Origin of the sequence: Achromobacter animicus, from assembly GCF_902859585.1 — a bacterium.
Lineage (GTDB): Bacteria > Pseudomonadota > Gammaproteobacteria > Burkholderiales > Burkholderiaceae_B > Achromobacter > Achromobacter animicus.
Genome location: NZ_CADIJM010000003.1, coordinates 429,527 through 452,809, shown reverse-complemented (window position 1 = coordinate 452,809; position 23,283 = coordinate 429,527). Strand labels below are relative to the sequence as shown.

At 67.0% G+C, this 23,283-nt stretch carries 21 protein-coding genes; 4 read left to right on the top strand and 17 right to left on the bottom strand.

All coding sequences use genetic code 11. The annotated features are described in order from the left end of the window. Positions 1-14: 14 nt before the first annotated feature. Genes kdpC through kdpF form a run of 4 tightly spaced genes read right to left on the bottom strand, consistent with a single transcriptional unit; the run spans position 15 to position 4,796 of the window. The gene (kdpC, locus tag HV681_RS11190; RefSeq protein ID WP_175123143.1) at positions 15-623 is read right to left on the bottom strand and encodes a potassium-transporting ATPase subunit KdpC; all 609 of its coding nucleotides are present in this window, start codon (positions 621-623) and stop codon (positions 15-17) included. A gap of 40 nt (positions 624-663) precedes the next feature. Further along, positions 664-2,907, bottom strand: a complete 2,244-nt coding sequence (gene kdpB / locus HV681_RS11185) for a potassium-transporting ATPase subunit KdpB (protein WP_175123142.1) — start codon at positions 2,905-2,907, stop codon at positions 664-666. A gap of 21 nt (positions 2,908-2,928) precedes the next feature. Continuing rightward, the gene (kdpA, locus tag HV681_RS11180; RefSeq protein ID WP_175123141.1) at positions 2,929-4,707 is read right to left on the bottom strand and encodes a potassium-transporting ATPase subunit KdpA; all 1,779 of its coding nucleotides are present in this window, start codon (positions 4,705-4,707) and stop codon (positions 2,929-2,931) included. Next, on the bottom strand, positions 4,707-4,796 hold the full coding sequence (gene kdpF / locus HV681_RS11175) for a K(+)-transporting ATPase subunit F (RefSeq protein WP_056321339.1): 90 nt from the start codon (positions 4,794-4,796) through the stop codon (positions 4,707-4,709). Before kdpF ends, kdpA begins: the two co-directional genes overlap by 1 nt. A 738-nt stretch (positions 4,797-5,534) precedes the next feature. Here kdpF and HV681_RS11170 point away from each other — a divergent pair. Continuing rightward, positions 5,535-5,813: a DUF4212 domain-containing protein gene (locus HV681_RS11170; RefSeq protein WP_175123140.1), complete on the top strand. Its 279-nt coding sequence runs from the start codon at positions 5,535-5,537 to the stop codon at positions 5,811-5,813. After that, on the top strand, positions 5,813-7,903 hold the full coding sequence (locus tag HV681_RS11165) for a sodium:solute symporter family protein (RefSeq protein WP_175123139.1): 2,091 nt from the start codon (positions 5,813-5,815) through the stop codon (positions 7,901-7,903). The genes HV681_RS11170 and HV681_RS11165 overlap by 1 nt, the downstream gene beginning before the upstream one ends. Here HV681_RS11165 and HV681_RS11160 read toward each other — a convergent pair. From HV681_RS11160 to trxB, 5 genes are read right to left on the bottom strand one after another with little or no spacing between them, the layout of a single operon-like run. Continuing rightward, complete coding sequence (locus HV681_RS11160) at positions 7,900-9,030, bottom strand: hypothetical protein (protein ID WP_175123138.1); 1,131 nt, start codon at positions 9,028-9,030, stop codon at positions 7,900-7,902. The genes HV681_RS11165 and HV681_RS11160 overlap by 4 nt on opposite strands. Further along, positions 9,017-9,679 carry a hypothetical protein gene (locus tag HV681_RS11155; protein WP_254594944.1) on the bottom strand — a complete coding sequence of 221 codons (663 nt, stop codon included), beginning with the start codon at positions 9,677-9,679 and terminating at the stop codon, positions 9,017-9,019. Before HV681_RS11155 ends, HV681_RS11160 begins: the two co-directional genes overlap by 14 nt. Positions 9,680-9,711: 32 nt before the next feature. Then, complete coding sequence (locus HV681_RS11150) at positions 9,712-10,041, bottom strand: DMT family transporter (protein WP_056568656.1); 330 nt, start codon at positions 10,039-10,041, stop codon at positions 9,712-9,714. Further along, positions 10,038-10,712 (bottom strand): Smr/MutS family protein, encoded by a 675-nt coding sequence (locus HV681_RS11145; RefSeq protein ID WP_175123137.1) that lies wholly within the window; start codon positions 10,710-10,712, stop codon positions 10,038-10,040. Before HV681_RS11145 ends, HV681_RS11150 begins: the two co-directional genes overlap by 4 nt. Continuing rightward, complete coding sequence (trxB, locus tag HV681_RS11140) at positions 10,699-11,658, bottom strand: thioredoxin-disulfide reductase (RefSeq protein ID WP_175123136.1); 960 nt, start codon at positions 11,656-11,658, stop codon at positions 10,699-10,701. The genes HV681_RS11145 and trxB overlap by 14 nt, the downstream gene beginning before the upstream one ends. A 42-nt stretch (positions 11,659-11,700) precedes the next feature. Between trxB and HV681_RS11135 the strand changes: the two genes are divergently transcribed. Beyond that, the gene (locus tag HV681_RS11135) at positions 11,701-14,082 is read left to right on the top strand and encodes a DNA translocase FtsK (protein WP_175123135.1); all 2,382 of its coding nucleotides are present in this window, start codon (positions 11,701-11,703) and stop codon (positions 14,080-14,082) included. After that, the gene (gene lolA / locus HV681_RS11130) at positions 14,082-14,705 is read left to right on the top strand and encodes an outer membrane lipoprotein chaperone LolA (RefSeq protein WP_175123354.1); all 624 of its coding nucleotides are present in this window, start codon (positions 14,082-14,084) and stop codon (positions 14,703-14,705) included. Before HV681_RS11135 ends, lolA begins: the two co-directional genes overlap by 1 nt. 139 nt (positions 14,706-14,844) lie before the next feature. Here the strand turns inward: lolA and HV681_RS11125 are convergent, their stop codons facing one another. The 8 genes from HV681_RS11125 to HV681_RS11090 all read right to left on the bottom strand — a co-directional run bounded on the left by HV681_RS11125 (position 14,845) and on the right by HV681_RS11090 (position 23,182). Next, complete coding sequence (locus tag HV681_RS11125; RefSeq protein WP_175123134.1) at positions 14,845-15,282, bottom strand: RidA family protein; 438 nt, start codon at positions 15,280-15,282, stop codon at positions 14,845-14,847. 39 nt (positions 15,283-15,321) lie between these two features. Then, positions 15,322-16,791: an N-acyl-D-amino-acid deacylase family protein gene (locus HV681_RS11120; protein ID WP_175123133.1), complete on the bottom strand. Its 1,470-nt coding sequence runs from the start codon at positions 16,789-16,791 to the stop codon at positions 15,322-15,324. 13 nt (positions 16,792-16,804) lie between these two features. After that, positions 16,805-17,677 carry a MurR/RpiR family transcriptional regulator gene (locus HV681_RS11115; protein WP_175123132.1) on the bottom strand — a complete coding sequence of 291 codons (873 nt, stop codon included), beginning with the start codon at positions 17,675-17,677 and terminating at the stop codon, positions 16,805-16,807. Between the two features lie 29 nt (positions 17,678-17,706). Continuing rightward, positions 17,707-18,705, bottom strand: a complete 999-nt coding sequence (locus HV681_RS11110) for an ABC transporter ATP-binding protein (RefSeq protein ID WP_056568635.1) — start codon at positions 18,703-18,705, stop codon at positions 17,707-17,709. Next, entirely contained in the window at positions 18,702-19,709 is a 1,008-nt protein-coding gene (locus HV681_RS11105) for an ABC transporter ATP-binding protein (RefSeq protein WP_175123131.1), read from the bottom strand. The genes HV681_RS11110 and HV681_RS11105 overlap by 4 nt, the downstream gene beginning before the upstream one ends. A gap of 2 nt (positions 19,710-19,711) precedes the next feature. Further along, on the bottom strand, positions 19,712-20,581 hold the full coding sequence (locus HV681_RS11100) for an ABC transporter permease (protein ID WP_056568629.1): 870 nt from the start codon (positions 20,579-20,581) through the stop codon (positions 19,712-19,714). Positions 20,582-20,590: 9 nt separating this feature from the next. Further along, positions 20,591-21,532 carry an ABC transporter permease gene (locus HV681_RS11095; protein WP_175123130.1) on the bottom strand — a complete coding sequence of 314 codons (942 nt, stop codon included), beginning with the start codon at positions 21,530-21,532 and terminating at the stop codon, positions 20,591-20,593. A 90-nt stretch (positions 21,533-21,622) separates the two neighbouring features. After that, positions 21,623-23,182: an ABC transporter substrate-binding protein gene (locus tag HV681_RS11090; RefSeq protein WP_175123129.1), complete on the bottom strand. Its 1,560-nt coding sequence runs from the start codon at positions 23,180-23,182 to the stop codon at positions 21,623-21,625. Between the last annotated feature and the right edge of the window lie 101 nt (positions 23,183-23,283).

Sequence of the window (23,283 nt, the reverse complement as noted above, 5' to 3'; positions counted from 1 at the left end):
TATACGCCGTCGCATCAGCGCGCCACGCGCAGCTTGTCCAGCGCCAGGTTCAGCGTCAGCACGTTGACGGCGGGGTCGCCCAGCACGCCCAGCGACGGGGCGGCGGTGTGCGCCCGGATCAGCGCATCGACCTCGCCACGCGGCAGGTTGCGGGCGCGCGCCACGCGGTCGGCCTGGTACGCCGCGGCCGCCGGACTGATGTGCGGATCCAGCCCGCTGCCGGACGCGGTGATCAGGTCGACCGGCACGGGTGCGGCATTGTCCGGGTCGGCCGCCTTCAGGGCCGCGATGCGCGCTTCGATGGCCTCGGCCAGCGCGGGGTTGCGCGGGCCGAGATTCGAGCCGCCGGAAGCCGCCGCGTTGTACGGCATGGGCGCGGTGGCCGACGGGCGGCCCCAGAAGTATTGCGGCGAGGTGAACGATTGGCCGATCCATTCCGAGCCGATCACCTTGCCGTCCTGCTGGATCAGCGAGCCGGCGGCCTGGTGGGGAAACACGGCGGACGCGATGCCGGTGGTCAGGAAGGGATACGCCAGGCCGCTGATGAGCGACAGCGCGGCGAAGAGGGTCAGCGCGGGGCGCAGGATGCCGCCTTGGCGCGGCGTGGAGATTGCTGAGTTCATGAGGATTTCCTTTGCGTAGGGGCTTGATCGCGGGCGGGCATCACACCCAGCCCAACGCGGCCAGCACCATGTCGACCAGCTTGATGCCGGCAAACGGCACCAGGAGGCCGCCCAGGCCGTAGATGAGCAGGTTGCGGCGCAGGAGCACCGAGGCGCCCAGCGGGCGGTAGCGCACGCCCTTTAGGGCCAGCGGGATCAGCACCACGATGATCAGCGCATTGAAGATCACGGCGGACAGAATCGCCGAGGACGGCGTGGCCAGCCCCATGATGTTCAGCACGTCCAGCTGCGGATACACCGTGGCGAAGGCGGCGGGGATGATGGCGAAGTATTTGGCGACGTCGTTGGCCACGCTGAACGTGGTCAGCGCGCCGCGGGTCATCAGCATCTGCTTGCCGATCTCGACGATCTCGATGAGCTTGGTCGGGTTGGAATCCAGGTCCACCATGTTGCCGGCTTCCTTGGCGGCCTGCGTGCCGGAGTTCATCGCCACCGCCACGTCGGCCTGCGCCAGCGCGGGTGCGTCGTTGGTGCCGTCGCCGGTCATTGCGACCAGACGGCCTTCCGACTGGTAGTTGCGGATGAGCTTGAGCTTGGCCTCGGGCGTGGCTTCGGCCAGGAAGTCATCCACGCCCGCTTCGGCCGCGATGGAGGCGGCGGTCAGCTTGTTGTCGCCGGTGATCATCACCGTCTTGATGCCCATGCGGCGCAGCTCGGCAAAGCGCGACTGGATGCCGGGCTTGACGATGTCCTTGAGCTCGACGACGCCCAGCGCGCGGTTGCCGTCGCTGACCATCAGCGGCGTGCTGCCGCGGCGCGCAACGTCTTCGGCCAGGCGCAGAGCCTCGGCCGGCACGGTGGCGCCCTGCGCGGCAAGCCAGGCCTGGATCGCGTCGACCGCGCCCTTGCGGATCTTGCGTTCGCCCAGGTCGACGCCGCTCATGCGGGACTGCGCGGTGAACGGCACGAACTCAACGCCGGTCATGCGCGGGGCCGGCGCATGGATGGCCTTGTCCGCCAACGCCACGATGCTGCGGCCTTCCGGCGTCTCGTCGGCCAGCGACGCGAGGCGCGCGGCGTCCGCCAGTTCGCGCGCGGACACGCCGGGCGCGGGCAGGAAGGTGGAGGCCTGGCGGTTGCCGAAGGTGATGGTGCCGGTCTTGTCCAGCAGCAGCACGTCGACGTCGCCGGCCGCTTCGACGGCGCGGCCCGAGGTGGCGATCACGTTGGCGCTCATCATGCGGCTCATGCCCGCCACGCCGATGGCGGACAGGAGGCCGCCGATGGTGGTGGGGATCAGGCAGACCAGCAGCGCGACCAGCACGGTCACCGTGACGGCCGCGCCGCCGCCGGCGGCCGAGACGGCGTACAGCGAGAAGGGCATCAGCGTGACAACGACCAGCAGGAAGACCACGGTCAGGCCCACCAGCAGAATGGTCAGCGCCAGCTCGTTGGGTGTCTTCTGGCGCTTGGCGCCTTCGACCATCGAGATCATGCGGTCCAGGAAGCTCTCGCCGGGATCGGCGGCGATGCGCACGAAGATCCAGTCCGACAGCACGCGCGTGCCGCCGGTGACGGACGAGAAATCGCCGCCCGACTCGCGGATGACGGGCGCGGATTCGCCCGTGATGGCGCTTTCGTCGACCGAGGCCACGCCGGCGATGACCTGCCCGTCGCCGGGCACCGTGTCGCCGGCTTCGACCAGGACGACGTCGCCGCGGCGCAGCAGGCCTGAAGGCTGGCTGACCGCCTGGCCGCGCCATTGCGCGGGGTCGGCATCAGCCGCATCGGCGTCGCGAAAGCCTTTGAGCAGGCGCGCGTCGATGGTGGTGCGCAGGCCGCGCAGCGTGGCCGCCTGCTGCTTGCCGCGGCCTTCGGCCAGCGCCTCGGCAAAGTTGGCGAACAGCACGGTGAACCACAGCCACACGGTGATACCCAGGATGAATCCCGGCGGCGCTTCGGCCTGCCCGCGCAGGGCCATGATCCACAGCACGGTGGTGAGCAGGCTGCCCACGTAGACCACGAACATCACGGGGTTCTTGAGCTGCGCGGCGGGCGACAGCTTGCGCAGGCTGTCGACGATGGCGGGGCCGACCAGCGCGCGGGACCACATGCCGAAGGCGGGCGCCGCCTCGGGTCCGGCTGCGACGGGGCGGGCCGCGCCAGGCCGGGCCGCGTCAGGCCGGGCCGCGTCAGGCTGAGCCGCGTCAGGCTGCGCGGCCGCAGCGGGCGCCCGGGCCACGCTGCCGCCCGAGCTGGTTGTTTCCATTTCAATCTTGGCCATGTTCTTTCCTAGCCTGTTGCATCAGGGTTGCAGGTGTTCCGCGACCGGGCCGAGGGCCAGTGCGGGCACGTAGGTGAGGGCGCCGACCAGCAGCACCGCGCCGATCAGCAGCGTCACGAAGAGCGGGCCGGTGGTCGGCATGCTGCCGGGGCCGGCGGGCAGCCGGCGCTTGGCGGCCAGCGAACCGGCCATGGCCAGCACGGCGACAATCACGGCGAACCGGCCGAACCACATCGCGATGCCCAGCAGCACGTTGTAGAAGGGCGTGTTGGCCGACAGCCCGGCGAAGGCGCTGCCGTTGTTGTTGGCGGCCGACGAGAGCGCGTAGAGGATTTCCGAGAAGCCGTGGATGCCCGGATTGAGCACGCCGGCCTGGCCCGCCGTCACGGACACGGCCAGCGCCGTGCCGCCCAACACGAGCAGCGGGGTGGCCAGGATGACGATGGAAACCATCTTCATGTCGAAGGCCTCGATCTTCTTGCCCAGGTACTCGGGTGTGCGCCCGATCATCAGCCCGGCGATGAAGACGCCCAGGATCGCAAAGGCCAGCATGCCGTACAGCCCCGAACCCACGCCGCCGTACACGACTTCGCCCAACTGCATCAGCAGCATGGGCGACAGGCCGCCCATCGCCGACAGCGAGTCGTGCATGCCGTTCACCGCGCCGCAGGAGGCAGCGGTGGTGACCGTCGCAAACAGCGAGGTGGCGGCGATGCCGAAGCGCGTCTCCTTGCCTTCCATGTTGCCGCCGGGCGTCACGGCCCCGGCCTGGACGGCCATCGGATTGGGCTGTTGTTCAAAGTGCGCCGTGGACAGCGCGAAGACGGCAAACAGCGCCGTCATCGCTGCCAGGATCGCGATGCCCTGGCGCCGGCTGCCCACCATCTCGCCGAAGGTGAAGCACAGGGCGGCGGGGATGGCCAGGATCGCCAGCATCTGCAGGAAGTTCGACAGGGGCGTGGCGTTTTCAAAAGGGTGCGCCGAGTTGGCGTTGAAAAAGCCGCCGCCGTTGGTGCCCAGCAGCTTGATCGCTTCCTGCGACGCAACCGGCCCCATGGCAATCGTCTGTGTGCGCGTCGTGACCGGGTCGGTGACCGCCGCGCCGGCTGCGTCCAGTACGGGCTGGCCCTGCGCGTCCAGGCGCGGTGCGTCGTAGCGCACCGCTTCGACCGTCTGTACTTCCTGGTAGGCGCTGAAGTTCTGGATTACGCCCTGGCTGACCAGCGCCACTGCCAGGACCAGCGACAGGGGCAGCAGCACATACAGCGTGCAACGGACCATGTCGGCCCAGAAGTTGCCCACCGTGGCCGAACAGTGCCGCGCCAGTCCGCGGATCAGCGCGAACAGCACGGCAATGCCGGTCGCGGCGGACACGAAGTTCTGCACCGTCAGCGCCAGCATCTGCGTCAGGTAGCTCATCGTGGATTCGCCGGCGTAACCCTGCCAGTTGGTGTTGGCGACGAAGCTGATGGCGGTGTTCAGCGCGGAATCGGGCGACACGGCGCCCAAGCCCGCGGGGTTCAGCGGCAGCAGCCCCTGCACGCGTTGCAGCGCGTAGACGGCGGCAATGCCCACCAGGTTGAAGACCAGCACGGCGGCGGCATAACGCTTCCAGCCCATCTCCGCCTGCGGGTCGATGCCCGCCAGCCGGTAGATGCCGCGTTCGATCGGCCGGCCCCAGGCGGTCAGCCGGGACCGGCCGTCTTCCATGGCGGTGCGGATGTAGCGGCCCAGGATGGGCGCGATCGCAAGCAGGACTGCCAGGTGCAGGACCAGCAGCCCGACGAATTCGGGGGTCATCAGAATTTCTCCGGTTTGAACAGCGCGACCAGCAGGTACACGAACAGGAATGCGGCCGTCAGGCCGCTCAGCCAGTAGAGCCAGCTCATGGCTGGTCTCCGGCCGACAATGCGTCGCAGAACCGGACAAGGGCCCAAGTCAGCCCGGCCATCACGGTGAAGATGGCGATATAAATGAGATCCACGTTTTTTCTCCCCGGGAGGCTTGCTCCCTTCGAACAGGCCTGCGCGGCAGAAAGCGGATGCGCGCCGGGCAGGCGAGGTGACCCTTCAGGACACCGGCAGGTTACGGAGCGGGGGGTAAAAACGGGGTATAGCTTGGCGAGCGGGGTGTAAACGGCGCGTAAAGATGATCTGGAATGCTGTCGGTTCCATGCCCGGAATCGGGCGCTTCGCGATGCACGGACTTGGACGGCCGGCGCCATCGGCCATGATCACTAACTGAGCACTGCTCAAGAATTAGGCGGTACGATGGGCCGATTTGCCGGAAAAATCCCAATATTTAGTACGGCGACCCCAAAATGCACTCATATGGTGCATGGAATATGTAAATGAATGCTCCGTCTTAGGGCATTCCCCTAGTGTGGCATTCCCGCATCTGGTGCAGAATCTCTTCCCATGCAGGTGAGGAGACAAAGCCCTGCATGGGCAAATACCGGCGGCACCGGTACATAAAAAAAGTAAAGCAGTACTCAAAAAAAGCAAACGCACAACGGCTGGCACCAGGAAGTGCCAGCCGTTGTCGCATAAAAAGCCGGCAAATCAAGCTTCAGGGCTTTTCAAGCGCTGCGTTTGGCGATATTCAGATGGGATCTGCTTATCCACGCTATGCCGCAAACGCGCCTTACTCCGTCCCGGACATCCATCACGCCCTACTGGCGCCGCAATCTGCGGCTGATCGTGCTGCTGCTCGCCGTCTGGGCGGCGCTGACCTTCATCCCCTCGTACTTCGCACGCAGCCTCTCCTTCGACTTCATCGGTTGGCCCTTCGCCTTCTGGATGGCCGCCTATGGCGCTCCTCTGGCCTACCTGATCATCATCGCCGTCTACGCCCGGGTCATGAATCGCGCCGATGAGCGCGCCGACGAAACCGGGGAGCCGCGCTGATGCCGTTTTTCACCGGAGACACCCCGCAGGAGTTCCGCATCCGGCTGCGGCGCATCTATGTGCTGTACACGGCCGGCTTCGCGCTGATGATCCTGCTGATGGCGCTGGCCGAGATCCTGGGCATGCCGCGCAACTGGATCGGCTATGTGTTCCTGCTGGTCACCGTCAGCCTGTACGCCGGCATCGGCATCGTCTGCCGCACGTCCGACCAGGTCGAATACTACGTCGCCGGCCGGCGCGTGCCGGCCATCTACAACGGCATGGCGACGGCGGCCGACTGGATGTCGGTGGCTTCCTTCATTGGCGTGGCGGGCACGCTGTACCTGACCGGCTACGGGGGGCTGGCCTACATCATGGGCTGGACGGGCGGGTACGTGCTGGTGGCGATGCTGCTGGCGCCGTACCTGCGGCGCTTCGGCCAATACACCATTCCCGATTTCATGGGCGCGCGCTACGGCGGCAACCTGCCTCGGTTGGCCGGGGTCTTCTGCGCCATTCTGTGCTCGTTCACGTATCTGGTGGCCCAGATCTACGGGGTGGGCATCATCACGACCCGGATGACCGGCATCTCGTTCGAACTGGGCATCTTCGTGGCGCTAGGCGGCATGCTGGTGTGTTCGTTCCTGGGGGGCATGCGCGCGGTCACGTGGACGCAGGTCGGGCAGTACATCATCCTGGTGATCGCGTATCTCGTGCCGGTGATCTGGCTGTCGGTCAAGCACACCAACATGCCGTTGCCGCAACTGTCGGGCGGGGCCGTGCTGCAGCAGGTGACTGAAAAAGAGGTCTACCTGCAGAACGATCCTTCGGAGATCGAGGTGCGCAGGATCTGGCAGCAGCGCGCCGACGAAATGGGGCGCCGCCTGCAGGCGCTGCCCGAGTCGTGGACGCTGGAAAAGGACAAGCTGCGCAGCCGGCTGGCCCAGTTGAACGCGGGCGATGCGCCCATGGTCGAGATCCGGTCGGCCGAGCGCGAACTGGCCGCCTATCCGCCGACCGTCGAGGATGCGCGCGCCACGTGGTCGCAGGCCAAGGCGACCTTCGAGGCCCGGGCCGCGCCGCCCACGCCACATGCCGAGCCGTTCCCTGCGAAGGACGCCGAGGAACGCAGCAACATGCGCATCAACTTCCTGGCGATGGTGCTGTGCCTGATGCTGGGCACCGCGGGCATGCCGCACATCCTGATGCGCTCCTACACGACGCCGTCCGTCATTGAGGCGCGCAAATCGGTGTGCTGGTCGCTGCTGTTCATCCTGCTGTTGTATTTCATGGCGCCCGCGCTGGCGCTGCTGGTCAAGTTCGAGATCTATACGCAGGTCGTTGGATCGAACTTCCTCAGCCTGCCCAACTGGGTGCATGCCTGGAGCGCGGTCGACACCAATCTGCTCGACGTCAGCGACATCAACCGCGACGGCGTCGTGCAGCTCAGCGAAATCAGCATGGGGGCGGACGTGGTGGTGCTGGCCATGCCAGAGATCGGCGGGCTGCCTTATGTGATTTCGGGGCTGGTTGCTGCGGGCGGGCTAGCGGCGGCGCTGTCCACGGCCGACGGCCTGTTGCTGACGCTGTCCAATTCCCTGTCGCACGACATGTGGTATCGCGTCGTGTCGCCGCGCATGTCGGCGGCGCGGCGGGTGATGGTGTCCAAGATCCTGCTGCTGGTGGTGGCGTTTGGCGCGGCGTGGGTCGCGGCGCGCAAGCCCGCGGACATCCTGTTCATGGTGTCGGCCGCATTTTCGTTCGCGGCCTCGTCGTTCTTTCCGGCGCTGGTCATGGGCGTGTTCTGGCGGCGCGCGAACAAATGGGGCGCCACACTGGGGATGGCGGCCGGGCTGGCCGTGACGTTCGCCTACATGACGCACACGCATCCGTGGCTGCGGGAATCGGTGCTCGGCATCGCGCGCACGCAGCCGGTGGATCTGTGGTGGGGCATTCAGCCCATCGCGGCGGGGGTGTTTGGCGCGCCGGTGGCGTTCCTGACGATCGTGGTGGTGTCGCTGCTGACGCCGCCGCCCGATCGGGCCACGTTGGCGCTGGTGGACTACCTGCGCAATCCGGACGCGCGCCACCCGCAGCCGGACAACACCTAGGGGGCGGGGCAGGCGGCCGGACTGCGGTCTTGGGGATCGGCGCAGGCTGCCCAGGCGGCGCCGGGCATCGCCTGCAACAGCGTCAGGACCTGACCCGGCGCCCATAGCCATTGCACACCGCCGGGCGCGCGGCCCGCTGCCTTCCAGATACGTTGGCGGGCGTCGGCGCTAAGGTCGAAGCGCCCATTGGCGCCGCTGTTGCCGCTGGCCAGCACGGACGAAGGATCGCGCTTGGCGTCGTAGACATCGGCGTCGCCGCGCGGCTGCACGATGGCCCAGTCGTAGTGATGGGAGTCCAACGCCGGCGGCTGCCAGCCAGCGCCGGGCAGCACGAGGATCGGGTGTTCGCCCTGGATGGCGCGGTATGGCAATGCGGCCTGCACGCCGAGGCCGTCTTCAGTGTCGCGGACCGGCCGTAGGTAGCGTTCGGCGGTTCCGCCTTTTGTGTCATGCACGATGACCTCGTTCGCCTCGCCGGTTTCGGGCGCGTGGCGGATGGTCCGTAACAGGCGGCCTGCGGCGTCATGCACGTAGCGCACTTGCGGACGCGTGGCGCCGTCGCAGGCGCCGTCGGCCAGTTCCGCCAGCCAGCCGTTGGCGTCGTAACGCAGGCAATGCCGCACCGGGCGATTCTGCCGGCCGTCCCAGGCGCGGGAGCGGAGGTCATAGCCGGTCAGCCTGCCGGCCGCGTCGTAGCGAAAGCGGGTTTCGTTGTCTGGCGGCGGCAGGGCGGGGCCGGGCTGGGCGCGCGCCTCATCCACCGTGTGCGGGCTGTATTGGGCGATGCCGCAAAGATGCTGGCGGCCGTCTACGCCGTGTTCGAAGCGCAGCACGGTGACGCCGATGCGCGCGCCGGGTTCGGCTGCATAGACGGACCAGTCCACGCGTTCGGCCCACAGGACCGGTGTGGCGCGCGGGCCGTCTGGCACCTGGACAGGGGGCAGCCAGCTCCGGATGCGGGAGCCGTCTTTGCCCAGCAACGTGTTGGTGTCGTCGAGCCGGACGTCGGCGACGACGGTCAGCTTGTCGCCCGCGGCCAGCGGCTGGCACAGGGCCAGCGCAAGCCCCGGCGCCGCGGAAAGCGCGGCAAGGGCAAGCAGGTGCAGGACGCAATCAGTTCGCGGCATTGTGCAGCCATGCAACGAGGCCCCACAACTCGGCGCTGACACCGCCCAGCCTCAGCGTCCCGTCGCGCGACTCCATCAGCAGGAAGGGATAGGCCTTGCGCTCGAAGGTGCCGGCGGGCGGCAGTCGGTAGGGGGTGAAGTGGCCGGACGACAGCAGGTAGGTGTTGGTCATGTCGCCCACGTCCACATGCAGATACCAGACGATCAGATCCGTGCCTTTGAACGCGGCATCGGATTCGGGATACGTGCCGCCTTGGCCGGCGGGAATGCCGCTGGCCAGCACGCCCAGGAAGACCGAGCGCGGTCCGTATTGCGGGCGGTAGTCGCCGTCGCCGGATTGGCGGGTGAAGGCCTCCCGGATGAAGCCGGCGGCTCGCGAACCGGGCACCACGGATTTGTCGAACATCGCATCGAGCTGCGCGTCGTTCAACGGGCCCCGCGCGGCGGCCAGCCGGTCCATGTCCTGCGTGAAGACGGTCAGCCAGGCCCGGTAGCGCTTAAGCTCGGCCGCGCGGTCAAAGTCGTGGGCGGATGCGCTGCCGGCGAATAGGCAGGCCATGCACAGGAAGGCCGCCAGCGCGCGGCGCAACGTGCCCTGCGCGAGGAAGCCCTGCGCCAGGAAGCCCTGCGCCAGGAAGCCCTGCGCCAAAAAGCACCGCGCGAGGACCCCGGCGACGGCCGTCAATGCGAGACGGATTTGGAGAAAACGTTCATCACCACCACGCCGGCGATGATGAGGCCGATGCCGATAAGCGCGGGCGTGTCCAGATGCTGCTTGAACAGCACCGCGCCCACGATGGAGATCAGCACGATGCCCACGCCGGACCAGATCGCGTAGGCAATGCCCACGGGGATCTCGCGCAGGGTCAGCGACAGGAAATAGAAGGAGATCAGGTAGCCGAAGACGGTGATGACGGACGGCACCAGCCGCGTGAAGCCTTCGGACCCTTTGAGGGCGCTGGTGGCGAAGATCTCGGCGACGATCGCCACGCCCAGGTACAGCCATTTCATTTGCGCGGACCCTCTGACTGCCGCAGCAGCACCAGCAGGGCGCCGGCGCCGCCTTCGCGTTCCGGCGCTTCAGAAAACGCCATGACCTCGGCCTTCTGCACCAGCCACGTGCGGGCCTTGTCCTTCAGGACTGGCTCCAGGCCTTCCGAGTTGTAGCCCTTGCCGTGCACGATGCGCACGCAGCGGATGCCGTGTTCCTGGCATTCGTCCAGGAACGACAGCAGCGCATGCCGCGCCTGTTCGACACGCAATCCGTGCAGGTCAAGTTCAGCCCCCGCGCGCCATTGGCCGCGGCGCAGGTTGCGCGCGGTGTCGGGCGCCACGTCGCCGCGCACGAAGGCGGTGCCGCCTTCGGACAGCAGATGCGTGATCTCGCCGCCGTCCGAGACACCGGCATCGGCGCGGCTGGGCGTTTCGCCCAGCGCGTTGGCGCGCCGCAGGGCGGGCGCCGGTTCCGAGGCGGGCTTGTGCGTGACGCGTTCCGTGTGCCGGATCGGCGTGACGGACTTCATCGAACGCTTGAACGCCGCCAGATCGTCCTCGGGGGGCGATGCCGCGCGCGCCGGCGCTGCTGCCGCCCGTTGCGGGGCAAGGGCGGCGCGCTCGCGTTCTTCCTGCAGGTCCTTCTTCAGGCGTTTCAGGTCGGCCACGCCGACCTTATTGCCCCGCATTCTCCAACCACCGTTGGGCGTCCAGGGCGGCCATGCAGCCCGTGCCGGCGCTGGTGATGGCCTGGCGGTAGACGTGATCCTGCACGTCGCCGGCGGCAAACACGCCGGGCACCGAGGTCATGGTGGCCATGCCGGACAGGCCGCTCTTGGTGACGATGTAGCCGTCCTTCATCTCGAGCTGGCCCTGGAAGATTTCCGTGTTGGGCTGGTGGCCGATGGCGATGAACGCGCCGGTGACCGGCATGTCTTCGGTCGCGCCGGTGTCCACGTGGCGAACACGCACGCCGGTCACGCCGCTGTCGTCGCCCAGCACTTCTTCCAGCGTGTGGAAGAGCTTCAGCTCCATGTTGCCGTTTTCGACCTTGCTCATCAGCTTGTCGACCAGGATGGGCTCGGCGCGGAACTTGTCGCGGCGGTGGATCAGGGTGACCTTGCGGCAGATGTTGGACAGGTACAGGGCTTCTTCGACGGCGGTATTGCCGCCACCGACCACGACCACGTCCTGGTTGCGGTAGAAGAAACCGTCGCAGGTGGCGCAGCCGGACACGCCGCGGCCCATGAAGGACTGTTCGGACGGCAGGCCCAGGTATTTGGCCGAGGCGCCGGTCGCGATGATCAGGGCGTCGCAGGTGTAGACCTTGCCGGTGTCGCCGGTCAGGGTGAAGGGGCGCTTGGAGAGGTCGACCTTGGCGATGTGGTCGAACAGCATTTCCGTGTTGAAGCGTTCGGCATGCTTCTGGAAGCGCTGCATCAGGTCGGGGCCCTGCACGCCATCTGCGTCGGCCGGCCAATTGTCGACGTCCGTGGTGGTCATGAGCTGGCCGCCTTGGGCCAAACCTGTAACAAGAACAGGGTTAAGATTGGCGCGTGCCGCATAGACGGCCGCCGTGTAACCGGCGGGGCCGGAACCGAGTATCAAAACTTTAGCGTGCGTAGGCGTGGACATGGGCAGGTATCTTTAGGGTAACGCCCAATTATAATGAGCCGCATGCCGCGTATCTCGACTGCTTCTCCGCGCGCCTCGCGCAACACCCGCAACGGACCTTCGCCGCTGCAAACGCGCATTTCCGCGCTGTTGCGTGAAGCCCGCTGGATCCTCTTTGCCGCCCTGGCGGCCTGGCTTACCCTGGTGCTCGCCACCTGGAGCGCGTCCGACCCTGGCTGGTCGCACTCGGTTCCAGGCGATGTCGTGCGCAACCAGGGGGGACGCCTGGGCGCCTATCTGGCCGACATCCTCCTCTATCTATTCGGTTTTTCCGCCTGGTGGTGGGTCATCCTGCTGCTGCACCGCGTTCGCGCAGGTTATCGGCGGCTGGCCGCGCAGTTGCGCGTCGCCAATAGCAAGCAGCCCGAAGTGCTGCCGCGTGTCCATTGGGAAGAGGGCATCGGCTTCTTTCTGCTGATGGTGGGCTCGCTGGGCATGGAAGCCCTGCGCCTGGCCAGCCGCGGCACGCACCTGCCCGGCGCCTCGGAAACGGCCAGCGGCGCTGGCGGGGTCATCGGCCAGATGCTGGCCGGCCTGATCGGCAGCAGCATCGGCTTTACGGGCGCCACGCTGGCCTTCCTGGTCATGCTCGCAATCGGACTCAGCCTGTTTTTCTCGTTCTCGTGGTTGGCGGTGGCCGAGCGCGTCGGTTCCTGGCTGGAAGGCCTGGTCCGCAAGATGCGCAATTCCTATACGGCGCGTCAGGACCGCAAGGTCGGCGAAGTCGCCAAGGCCGTGCGCACCGAACAGGTCGTGGCCAAGCAGGAAAAGCTGGTCCACGAGCAGCCGGTGCGTATTGAACCGGCCATCACCGTGGTGCCCAAGTCCGAGCGCGTCGAAAAGGAAAAGCAGCAATCGCTGTTCTTCCCGCCCACCGGCGGCGCCGAAGGCGACCTGCCCACCCTCGGTCTGCTCGATCCGCCCCTGAACAACCAGGAAACCGTCTCGGCCGAGACCATCGAATTCACCTCGCGCCTGATCGAAAAGAAGCTGGCCGACTTCGGCGTGTCGGTTACCGTGGTCGCGGCGCAGGCCGGCCCCGTCATCACCCGCTACGAGATCGAACCGGCCACCGGCGTGAAGGGCAGCCAGATCGTCAATCTGGCCAAGGACCTGGCGCGGGCGCTCAGCCTGGTCAGCATCCGCGTGGTCGAGACCATCCCCGGCAAAAACCTGATGGGGCTGGAACTGCCCAATCCGCGCCGCCAGATGGTGCGCCTGTCCGAAATCCTGGGTTCGCAGACCTATCACGCCAGCCATTCCGTCGTGACCATGGCGCTGGGCAAGGATATCGCCGGCAACCCGGTGGTGGCCGATCTGGCCAAGATGCCTCACCTGCTGGTGGCGGGCACGACCGGCTCGGGCAAGTCCGTCGGGATCAACGCGATGATCCTGTCGCTGCTGTACAAGGCCGACGCCTCGCACACCCGCCTGATCCTGATCGATCCCAAGATGCTCGAAATGAGCGTCTACGAAGGCATCCCGCATTTGCTGGCCCCGGTCGTCACCGACATGCGCCAGGCGTCCAACGCGCTGAACTGGTGCGTGGGCGAAATGGAAAAGCGCTATCGCCTGATGAGCAAGATGGGCGTGCGCAACCTGGCCGGCTACAACACCAAGATCCGCGACGCGATCAAGCGCGAAGAGCCGATCCCCAATCCGTTCTCGCTGACGCCCGACCAGCCCGAGCCGCTGTCGCCGCTGCCGACCATCGTGGTCGTCATCGACGAGCTGGCCGACCTGATGATGGTCGTCGGCAAGAAGATCGAAGAACTCATCGCCCGTCTGGCGCAGAAGGCGCGCGCAGCCGGCATCCACCTTATCCTGGCCACGCAGCGTCCCAGCGTGGACGTGATCACCGGTCTCATCAAGGCCAATATTCCGACCCGCATCGCGTTCCAGGTGTCGTCCAAGATCGACTCGCGCACCATTCTTGACCAGATGGGCGCGGAAACGCTGCTGGGTCAGGGCGACATGCTGTACATGCCGCCGGGCACCGGCCTGCCGGTGCGCGTGCACGGCGCGTTCTGCAGCGACGACGAAGTCCATCGCGTGGTCGAGAGCCTGAAGTCGCAGGGTGAGCCCAATTACGTCGAGGGCCTCCTGGAAGGCGGTCTGGACGGCGACGGCGCCGAGGGCGCCAGCAGCGTCACGGGCATCGGCGGCGACGCGGAATCCGACCCTATGTACGACCAGGCCTGCGAAGTCGTGCTCAAGCACCGCCGCGCGTCGATCTCGCTGGTGCAGCGTCACCTGCGCATTGGTTACAACCGTGCAGCCCGGTTGCTCGAGCAGATGGAGCAATCGGGTATGGTGTCGGCGATGCAATCCAATGGGAACCGCGAGATTCTGGTTCCTGCAGCCGCCGCCCGAGAGGAAGCATGATGAAGACGTTTCAAAGGCTGGCCGCCGTCGCGGTCCTGGGCCTGTCGCCGACTTTGGTGCTGGCCGCCAGCGCGCAGGAGCAATTGCGCGCTTTCGTGAGCACGGTCACCTCGGCCACCGGATCGTTCTCGCAGTACACCGTCAACGATCAGGGCCGGACGCAGCCCGCGCAGACCGGGGTGTTCTCGTTCCAGCGGCCCGGCAAATTCAAGTGGGCCGTGCAGAAGCCTTATGAGCAGTTGGTGATTTCCGACGGCCGCCAGGTGTTCCAGTACGACCCGGACCTGGCCCAGGTCACCGAGCGAAAGGTTGACGCGGCGATTGGCACGTCGCCAGCGGCCATTCTGTTTGGATCGGGGTCGCTCGAGCAAAGCTTCGACGTGTCTGCCTTGCCCGCCAAGGACGGCGTGGACTGGCTGCGCGCCAAGCCGCGTACGGCCGACGCCGGTTTTTCGCGCGTGGATATTGGTATGAAGAACAATCTGCCCGTGCGCGTGGAATTGCTGGATTCGTTCGGCCAGACCACTCGCGTCGACCTGTCGGGCATCCAGGCCAACCCGCAATTGCCGGCCAAGGAATTCCAGTTCACCGCGCCCAAGGGCGTGGACGTGGTGAAGATGTAGTGCGGTGCTGGCTCCAGCCCAATGCAGAATGCCCGGTGGAAACCGGGCATTTTCGTTTTGACGGCGGGGTCAGACACCTTCCGTTAGCATGCGCCACGCCGCCGGGCCGCCCCAAGGCGGGGCAGCCCTTGGGGGGCAGCTAGACCACGTTAGTGGTCGCGGCGTGGGGGCTCCTATACGCCACGCAATCGACTTCCACTTTCGCATCCACGACCAGACTCGACTGCACGCAGGCACGCGCCGGCGGATTCGCGCCGAAATACTCCTTGAACACCTTGTTGAACGACGCGAAATCCCGCGCGTCGTCCAGCCAGACGCCGCAGCGCACGACGTGTTCGGGACCGTAGCCGGCTTCCTGCAGGATCGCCAGCACCTGCTGGATGGCCTTGTGGCTTTGCGCGACGATGCCGCCTTCGATCACTTCGCCGTTGTCCATCGGCACCTGGCCGGACACATACAGCCAGCCGTCCGCAGCGACGGCGCGGGCGAAGGGCATGTGCGAGCCGCCCTGGCCGGTGCCACCGGCCACGCCGTAGCGGGTGATGCCGTTGTTGTCGGGAGTGGGGGTAGCGCTCATGGGATGGTTCTCCTTGAAGATGTCCGGATGCCGCCGCAGTCAGGCGGCCGAAAGATCGGGGTAAGACTTTCGCAGGTCGCCGCTGCGCGGCAGCCAACGGCCGGCGCGCTCGCCGGTGGCCTGGCCCTTGCGGTAGGACAGGACGCCATTGACCCACACCGCCTCGATGCCCGCCGCAGTCTGTACGGGCTCAGCGAAAGTGGCGCTGTCGATAACAGTGTCGGGGTTGAACAGCACCAAGTCAGCGTGATAACCCTCGCGCACGAAGCCGCGCTCGGCCAAACCGAAGCGGGCGGCAGACAGGCCGGTCATCTTGTGCACGGCCTGGGCCAGCGGAAACAGGCCTACGTCGCGGCTGTAATGACCCAGCACGCGCGGGAAGGCGCCCCACAAGCGCGGATGCGGCATGGGATCGTTCGGCAGGCCGTCTGATCCGACCATCGTGAGGCGGTGCGACAGCACGCGTCGCACGTCGTCCTCGTGCATGTTGTGATACACCGCACCGGCCGGTTGCAGCCGCTTTGCCGCCTCCAGCAAGGTCACGCCCCAGTCGGCCGCGATGGCCGCGAGCTTGCGGCGCGCCTGTTCCGGATGCGGCTCGGACCACGTGATGTCGATGTCGAATTCGTCAGTGACCTGCTTCAGATCCAGCGTCGACGAACTGGCCGAGTACGGATAGCAGTCGCAACCCACGTGCTGCATGCGCCCCGCGTTCTCCAGCGCGAACAGCACCTCTTTCGTGCGGCCCCAGTTGCCGGCCCCCGCGCATTTCAGGTGCGACACCACCACCGGCACGCGCGCATGCAGGGCAATGTCGAAGGCTTCCTGCATGGCCTCCAGGATGGCGGCGAACTCCGAGCGCAGATGCGTCGTGTACAGCGCGCCGAACTCGTCCAACGCCTCGGCCAGCAGCTTGACCTCGGCCGTATCCGCCTCGAACGCCGACGCATAGGCCAGGCCCGTGCTCAGGCCGATCGCGCCGTGCGCCAACGCATCGCGCAACTGTTCGCGCATCGCCAGCACTTCTTCCCGCGTCGCCGCCCGGTCCAGCCGGTCCATGTGATTGCTGCGCAAGGCGGTATGCCCGACCAGCGCGGCCACGTTAACGGCGGGCTGCGCGGCTTCGATGGCGCGGGTGTAGTCGGCAAAGGTGGTGTAGCGGAAGTCCTCGCGCTTGCCCAGCAGGTTCATCGGGTCGGGCGGATCGCCGCGCAGCGTCACCGGCGAGGCGCTGATGCCGCAATTGCCCACGACTACCGTCGTCACGCCCTGCGACAGCTTGGGCAGCATGTCCGGCGTGCGGATGACGTTGGTGTCGTCGTGCGTGTGGACGTCGATGAAGCCGGGCGCCAGCGCCAGGTCGGTGCCGTCGATGATCTGGCGCGCAGGGGCGCCGGGCAGGTCGCCGATGGCGGCAATGCGGCCGCCTTCCAGCGCCACGCTGGCGCGGATTTCCGGGCCGCCGGAGCCGTCCAGAATCCGGACGTTGCCTATGAGGGTGTCGTACATCTTGGTTTCCAGATCAATCGCCCAGCGGCAGGCGGTTCGGCCCGCCGCGGTGCTCGTCCAGCGCCAGCTTGATGCGGCGCAGGCGTTCGCGGTTTTCTTCCTGGTTCAGCATGGCCAGTTCGGTCGACAGCAGGTCGATGGCCAGCATCATCGCGTAGCGCGAGGCGGAGGGCTTGTAGATGAAGTCGGTTTCGTCGGTGCGGATGGGCAGCACGACGTCGGCCAGTTTCGCCAGTTCGGACGAGGCGTCCGTGATGGCCACGATGCTGGCGCGGTACTGCTTCACGATGCGCGCGGCGCCCACGATTTCAGGCGTGAGTCCCGAGGCCGACAGCACCAGCACGGCGTCGCGCTCGTCCAGGGTTGCCGCCACCATGCGCAGCAGCACGGCGTCGCTGTAGACGGCGATGGGATAGCCCAGCCGCACCAGGCGCGACTGCACTTCCTGCGCCAGCACCGCGGATGCGCCGCCCATGCCGAAGACATAGATCATGCGTGCGCCATCGACGATGGACGCGGCCGCTTCGAACAGCTGCTCGGTGAAGGCCGGCAGGTGCGCGCGCAGCGTGCTTTCGATGTCGGCGTAGATGCGGGCGTAAAACGTGCTTTCTTCGGCCGGCGCGCTGGGATCCAGAAAGCGGCTGCCCACCGTGCTGGCCTGCGCCAGCTTCATCTTCAGGTCGCGCGTGTCGTCGCAGCCCACCGTGCGCGCAAAGCGCGAGATGGTGGCGATGCTGACGCCGGCCTTGGCGGCAAGCTGGTCCACCGTGGCGCTGGCGCTCCAGATGATGTCGTCCAGAATGGCGTCGGCCACCTTGCGTTCGGTCACGCTCAATGCGTCCCGCCGACTGCGTATCTGGAAGACGATGTCGCGGATGATGTTCATGTGTGATTCCTGGATCAATTCGGGCGGGCTCAGGCCGCGAGCGCGGGATCGTCGAGTCGGATGCAGGACACGTAATGGTCCGCGCTGACGCTGACGGCCGGCGGCACGGCCGCGGCACAGGCGTCGATGGCGTGCGGGCAGCGCGTGCGGAACACGCAGCCGGAAGGCGGGTTCACCGGGCTCGGGATATCGCCCTTCAGGAGGATACGCGAACGCGGGGCGCGCGGATCCGGCACGGGCGCGGCGGATAGCAGGGCGCGCGTGTAGGGATGGCGGGGGCGGGCGTAGACCTCGCTGGTCGGCCCGCGCTCCATGACGCGGCCCAGGTACATCACCACGACGTCGTCGCACAGGTAATCCACCACGGCCAGGTCGTGCGCCACGAACAGCATGGTCAGGCCCAGGTCGCGTTGCAGGTCCTGCAGCAGGTTCAGCACCTGCGCCTGCACCGACACGTCCAGCGCGGATACGGGTTCATCGGCCACGATGAAGTCGGGCTCAACCGCCAGCGCGCGCGCGATGCCGATGCGCTGGCGCTGGCCGCCGGAAAATTCGTGCGGATAGCGGCGGCTGTGGTCCGCATTCAGGCCCACGCGTTCCAGCAGTTCGCCGATCCGCTCGGCGCGGCGGTTCTGCGCCAGCTTGTGCGTGTCCAGCGCCTCGCCCAGGATCTCGGCCACTGTCATGCGCGGATTCAGGCTGGCGTACGGGTCCTGGAACACGATCTGCATGCGGCGGCGCCACGGCAGCATCTGCTTTTCATTGAGCGTGGTGATGTCCTGTCCGTCGAACACGATGCGGCCGGCAGTGGGGGCAAACAGGCGCAGCAGCGCACGCCCGGTCGTGGTCTTGCCCGAACCGGATTCGCCGACGAGGCCGACGATGGTGTTGCGCGGCACGTCGAAGCTCACGCCGTCCACGGCGCGCACGACGGGGGCGTTGCGCGCCTGCGAGGTCGGAAAGTGGACCTTCAGGTCGTCGATGCGCACCAGCGGCTCGGCGGCGCGGGGAGTCGGAATGCTCGTCATATCGGGTTCACCTTGATGCAGCGGGCGCGGTGTTCGGCCTGCACCGTCACCAGGTCGGGAACGCCCGCGCGGCAGTCGTCCGCGGCCAGCGGGCAGCGCGGCGCAAACGTGCAGCCTGCCGGTAGCGACAGCACGCTGGGCACGTTGCCCGGGATGGCGCGAAGACGTTCGCCCGACGCCAGCAGCGCGGCCGTCGGCAGACAGGACAGCAGGCCGCGCGTGTAGGGATGCGTGGGCTTTTCGAACAGGTCGTAGACACCGGCGTCCTCGACCACGCGGCCGGCATACATCACGGCCACGCGATGCGCGATCTCGGCCACCACGCCCAGGTTGTGCGTGATGAAGAGGATGCTCATGTTCATCTCGGCCTGCAGGCGGCGCAGCAAGTCCAGAATCTGTGCCTGCACCGTCACGTCCAGCGCGGTGGTGGGCTCGTCGGCGATCAGCACCGCGGGGTTGCACGCCAGGGCCAGCGCGATCATCACGCGCTGGCGCATGCCGCCCGACATCTGGTGCGGGTATTCGTTGACGCGGCGGTCGGCCGCCGGAATCTCCACGCGCTCCAGCATCTCGCGGGCGCGCTTCAATGCCGCCGCGCGCGAGCCGCCTTCGTGCTGCAGCACTGCCTCGGCGATCTGATCGCCCACGGTGTACAGCGGGTTCAGGCTGGTCATGGGCTCCTGGAAGATCATCGCGATCTCGGCGCCGCGGATGCGTTGCAGCGTGGACGGCGTGGCGTGCGCCAGATCGTGCTGGACGCCCTGGCGGTCGCGGAACAGGATCCTGCCGGCCTCGATGCGGCCGGCCGGTTTGGGCAAGAGGCCCATGATGGACAGGCTGGTCACGGATTTGCCGGAACCGGATTCGCCGACGATGGCCAGCGTTTCGCCGCGGGCCAGGTCAAAGGTGACGCCGTCCACCGACTTGGCGATGCCGTCGCGGCTGTGGAACCAGGTCTTTAAGCCTTCCACCGACAGCACGATGTCTCGGGTGCTTGCGGTCATGTTTACAGCTCCTTGCGCAGGCGCGGATCGAGAACGTCGCGCAGGCCGTCGCCCACCAGTTGCAGCGACAGCACGGACAGCACGATGGCGATGCCAGGAAAGATCATGATCCAGTCGGCCGAGCCCATGTACTGCTGGCCGGCGTTGATCATGGTGCCCCAGGTCGGAATGTCGGGCGACACGCCCACGCCCAGGAACGAGAGGCCCGCCTCGGCCAGGATGGCGTACGCGAAGATGAAGGTGCCCTGCACCAGGATGGGCGACACCAGGTTGCGCAGCACGTGCACGGTGACGATGCGCCACGTGGGCACGCCCAGCGCGCGGGCCGCTTCCACAAAGGGCAGCTCGCGGATCACCAGCGTCGAGGCGCGCACAATGCGCGCCAGGCGCGGCGTGTACACGATGCCCAGCGCGATCACCACGTTGACCAGCGACGGGCCCAGCGCGGCCACCAGCGAGATCGCCAGCAGGATGTCCGGGAACGCCATCATCGCGTCGATCAGCCGCGACACGAACTTGTCGGCGGTGCGGAAGAACCCGGCGATCAGTCCCAGCGCAATGCCCAGCACGCTGGACAGGATGACAACGGAAAAGCCCACCATCAGCGACAGCCGTCCGCCGTGGATGACGCGGCTGAACACGTCGCGGCCGAAGTCGTCGGTGCCGAACCAGTGCGCGGCGCCCGGCGCCTTCAGGCGGTTCATGATGGACAGCTTGAACGGGTCGTAGGGGCTGATCCACGGCGCCAGCAGCGCGGCGGCCGCCAGCACCACGATCACGATGAGGCTGATCAGCACCGTCTTGCGCGACACCAGCAGGCGCAGGACCTGCCAGCGGTCCGAGCCGGGATTCATGGAAGTTGCAGTCGTCATGTCGATGGCTCAGTAACGCACGCGGGGGTCGACCACCAGATACAGCAGGTCGATGAACAAATTGATCAGCACATAGATGGCCGCGATGATCAGCAGCGCGCCCTGGATGACCGGATAATCCCGCCGCAGCACGGCCGACACCACCAGGCTGCCCACGCCGGGCAGGCCGAACACGGTCTCGGTCACCACCGCGCCGCTGATGAGCAGCGCCGTGGTCAGGCCCAGCACCGTCAGGATCGGAATCAGCGCGTTGCGCACCGCGTGCTTCAGGATGACCTTGCGTTCCGGCAGGCCCTTGGCGCGCGCCGTGCGCACGTAGTCGTCGCGCAGCACGTCCAGCATGCTGGCGCGGATGAAGCGGGTGATCAGCGCCGAATTCACCAGTCCCAGCACGACCGCAGGCAGGATCAGGTGCGACAGCCGCGTGGCCAGCGAAGCGTCCGGGCCGCCATAGCCGGCCACCGGCAGCCAGCCCAGCTTCACGGAGAACACCTGCATCAGCAGCAGCCCCAGCCAGAAGCTGGGCACGCTGGACGTGAACATCGAGAACGACAGCACCGATTGGTCCAGCGTCGTACCGCGCTTGACCGCCGACAGAATGCCGACCGGCAGCGCGATGGCGCTGGCGATCAATAGCGACATCAGCGTCAGCAGGATCGTCGGTTCGGCGCGGTCGGCCAGCGCCGCCAGCACCGGCTTGTTCATGAAGATTGACTGGCCCAGGTCGCCCTGGAGCAGCTTGCCCAGCCACGACACGTACTGCATCGCCACGGGCTCGTCCAGCCCCAGCTGCGCGCGCAGGGCGGCGATGTCCTGCTGGCTGGCCTGCGGGCCGAGCATCACGGCGGCCGGGTCGCCGGGCGTGAGGCGGATGATGACGAACACGATGGTCGCGACGATGAACATCACGGCCACCAGCCCGACCAGCCGATTCAAGAGATAACGCAACACGGTGGAGTCCTGGAAATCATTCTCGTGGGCGCGAGCGGATCGCGCGGTCTGCGGTGGCGGGCGGCTGCGGCCGCCCGCCGGGGCAGGGGCTTACTTGGCCGCCTTCCAGGCGTTCCAGAAATACGGCCACGGCACCGCCTGCGTGCCTTGCAGCGATGGCGAGCGCGCGGCCTGTGCGTTGAAGTCGCCCACCTTGATGAACGGCACTTCGTCGTACACGGCCTGCTGCACATCGGCCCAGCGCTTGACGCGCTCTTCCTGCGACCCGGCCTGGTTGAAGGCGTCCAGCACCTGATTGCGGCGCGGCGTGTCCCACCAGCCCGGCGCGTCCTTGGACGGGAAGTCGATCAGCGCGGGTTCAGGCAGGAAGGGGCTGTGGGTAATGAAGATGTCCCACACGGCCGGATCCTGGCGGCGCTGCGTCAGCGTGGCCCAATCCACGACCTGCATGTCCACTGTGAAGCCGGCGGCCTTCAGGTATTCGGCGGCAACCAGCGCCATCTTGTAATGGAACTCGTACTGCTGACTGGTCAGGATGCGGATCTTGCGGTCCTGCACGTTGGCGCTGTCGACAAGCTTCTTGGCCGCCGCGGCGTCGCCCTTGTTGTAGACCTTGCCGCCCAGCGACGTGGCCCACGGGAAGCCTTCCGGATACAGGTCGCCGTTGAGCTTGTAGAAGTTCTTGTCGCCGAACGCGGCGAACAGCATGTCTTCTTCGTTCAGGGCCAGCTGCACCGCCTGGCGCACGGCCTGGTTCGACATGATGCCCTGCTTGGTGTTGAGCACCAGGCGCGGCCAGCCGAAGGGCTTGAGCATGACCGGATCGGAGCGGCCGTTCTTCAGCTTGGGCAGCGACTCCACCGGCAGCGAGTCCACGTAGTCGAACTGGCCTGCCACCGCGCTTTCCACGCGGGTATTGGCGTTGCTGACCGGCACGAAGCGGATCTCGTCCAGGTATTGCTTGCGCGCGCCGCCGTAGCCGTTGGGCTCGCCTTCGCGCTGCTTGTAGCCGTCAAAGCGCACCAGTTGCACGTACTGGTCGGGAACGCGGGCCTTGAGCTGGTAGGGGCCCGTGCCGATGAATTCGGTCAGCGACGGCGCGATCTTGCCCTTGGGCATGACGACCGCGGCGCTGTTGTTCATGGCCAGCAGCGCGGTCAGCGGCGCGTACGGCTGCTTGAGCGTGATGCGGATCGTGTTGGCGTCCGGGGCCTCGATGGCGCTGATGATCTTGGCGGCCATCTTGCCGCGCGTGGCGGTCTCGGTCCAGCGCTTCAGCGACGCCAGCACGTCCGACGAATCCATCTTCGAACCGTCATGGAACGTGATGCCCTGGCGCAGCGGGATCGTATAGACCAGCCCGTCGGCCGACACTTCCGGCATCTTGTCGGCCAGCAGCGGCGTCAGGTTCCACTTGGCGTCAAAGGTGTACAGCGTCTCGAAGAAGTGCTGGGTCAGGATGCCAACCAGGTCGGCCGTGCTGGTCATCGGGTCCAGCGTCGGCGGCTCGCCGATGGTGGCGACAGAGATCGTGCCTCCCTTGACCGGCGTGGCACAGAGGGCGGGGGTCGACAAAGCGGTCAAGCCAATTGCGCCGGCCGCGAGCAGGCTCTTCAGCCCACCGCCTCGCCGGGAGGTACGGAAGTTCATGATTCTCTCTCCAGAGGAACAGAAACAGGTTGTCGCGTGAAATCGGATGCGCGCCGGTGCCCGGATGCTGCGGTCCCCTTGGGGCCTGGCGCGGTGCCGCG

Coding starts and splice junctions, on each gene's coding strand:
- kdpC (WP_175123143.1), bottom strand. CDS start 623: ATGAACTCAGCAATCTCCACGCCGCGCCAAGGCGGCATCCTGCGCCCC.
- kdpB (WP_175123142.1), bottom strand. CDS start 2,907: ATGGCCAAGATTGAAATGGAAACAACCAGCTCGGGCGGCAGCGTGGCC.
- kdpA (WP_175123141.1), bottom strand. CDS start 4,707: ATGACCCCCGAATTCGTCGGGCTGCTGGTCCTGCACCTGGCAGTCCTG.
- kdpF (WP_056321339.1), bottom strand. CDS start 4,796: ATGAGCTGGCTCTACTGGCTGAGCGGCCTGACGGCCGCATTCCTGTTC.
- HV681_RS11170 (WP_175123140.1), top strand. CDS start 5,535: ATGCCGCAAACGCGCCTTACTCCGTCCCGGACATCCATCACGCCCTAC.
- HV681_RS11165 (WP_175123139.1), top strand. CDS start 5,813: ATGCCGTTTTTCACCGGAGACACCCCGCAGGAGTTCCGCATCCGGCTG.
- HV681_RS11160 (WP_175123138.1), bottom strand. CDS start 9,030: ATGCCGCGAACTGATTGCGTCCTGCACCTGCTTGCCCTTGCCGCGCTT.
- HV681_RS11150 (WP_056568656.1), bottom strand. CDS start 10,041: ATGAAATGGCTGTACCTGGGCGTGGCGATCGTCGCCGAGATCTTCGCC.
- HV681_RS11145 (WP_175123137.1), bottom strand. CDS start 10,712: ATGCGGGGCAATAAGGTCGGCGTGGCCGACCTGAAACGCCTGAAGAAG.
- trxB (WP_175123136.1), bottom strand. CDS start 11,658: ATGTCCACGCCTACGCACGCTAAAGTTTTGATACTCGGTTCCGGCCCC.
- HV681_RS11135 (WP_175123135.1), top strand. CDS start 11,701: ATGCCGCGTATCTCGACTGCTTCTCCGCGCGCCTCGCGCAACACCCGC.
- lolA (WP_175123354.1), top strand. CDS start 14,082: ATGAAGACGTTTCAAAGGCTGGCCGCCGTCGCGGTCCTGGGCCTGTCG.
- HV681_RS11125 (WP_175123134.1), bottom strand. CDS start 15,282: ATGAGCGCTACCCCCACTCCCGACAACAACGGCATCACCCGCTACGGC.
- HV681_RS11120 (WP_175123133.1), bottom strand. CDS start 16,791: ATGTACGACACCCTCATAGGCAACGTCCGGATTCTGGACGGCTCCGGC.
- HV681_RS11115 (WP_175123132.1), bottom strand. CDS start 17,677: ATGAACATCATCCGCGACATCGTCTTCCAGATACGCAGTCGGCGGGAC.
- HV681_RS11110 (WP_056568635.1), bottom strand. CDS start 18,705: ATGACGAGCATTCCGACTCCCCGCGCCGCCGAGCCGCTGGTGCGCATC.
- HV681_RS11105 (WP_175123131.1), bottom strand. CDS start 19,709: ATGACCGCAAGCACCCGAGACATCGTGCTGTCGGTGGAAGGCTTAAAG.
- HV681_RS11100 (WP_056568629.1), bottom strand. CDS start 20,581: ATGACGACTGCAACTTCCATGAATCCCGGCTCGGACCGCTGGCAGGTC.
- HV681_RS11090 (WP_175123129.1), bottom strand. CDS start 23,182: ATGAACTTCCGTACCTCCCGGCGAGGCGGTGGGCTGAAGAGCCTGCTC.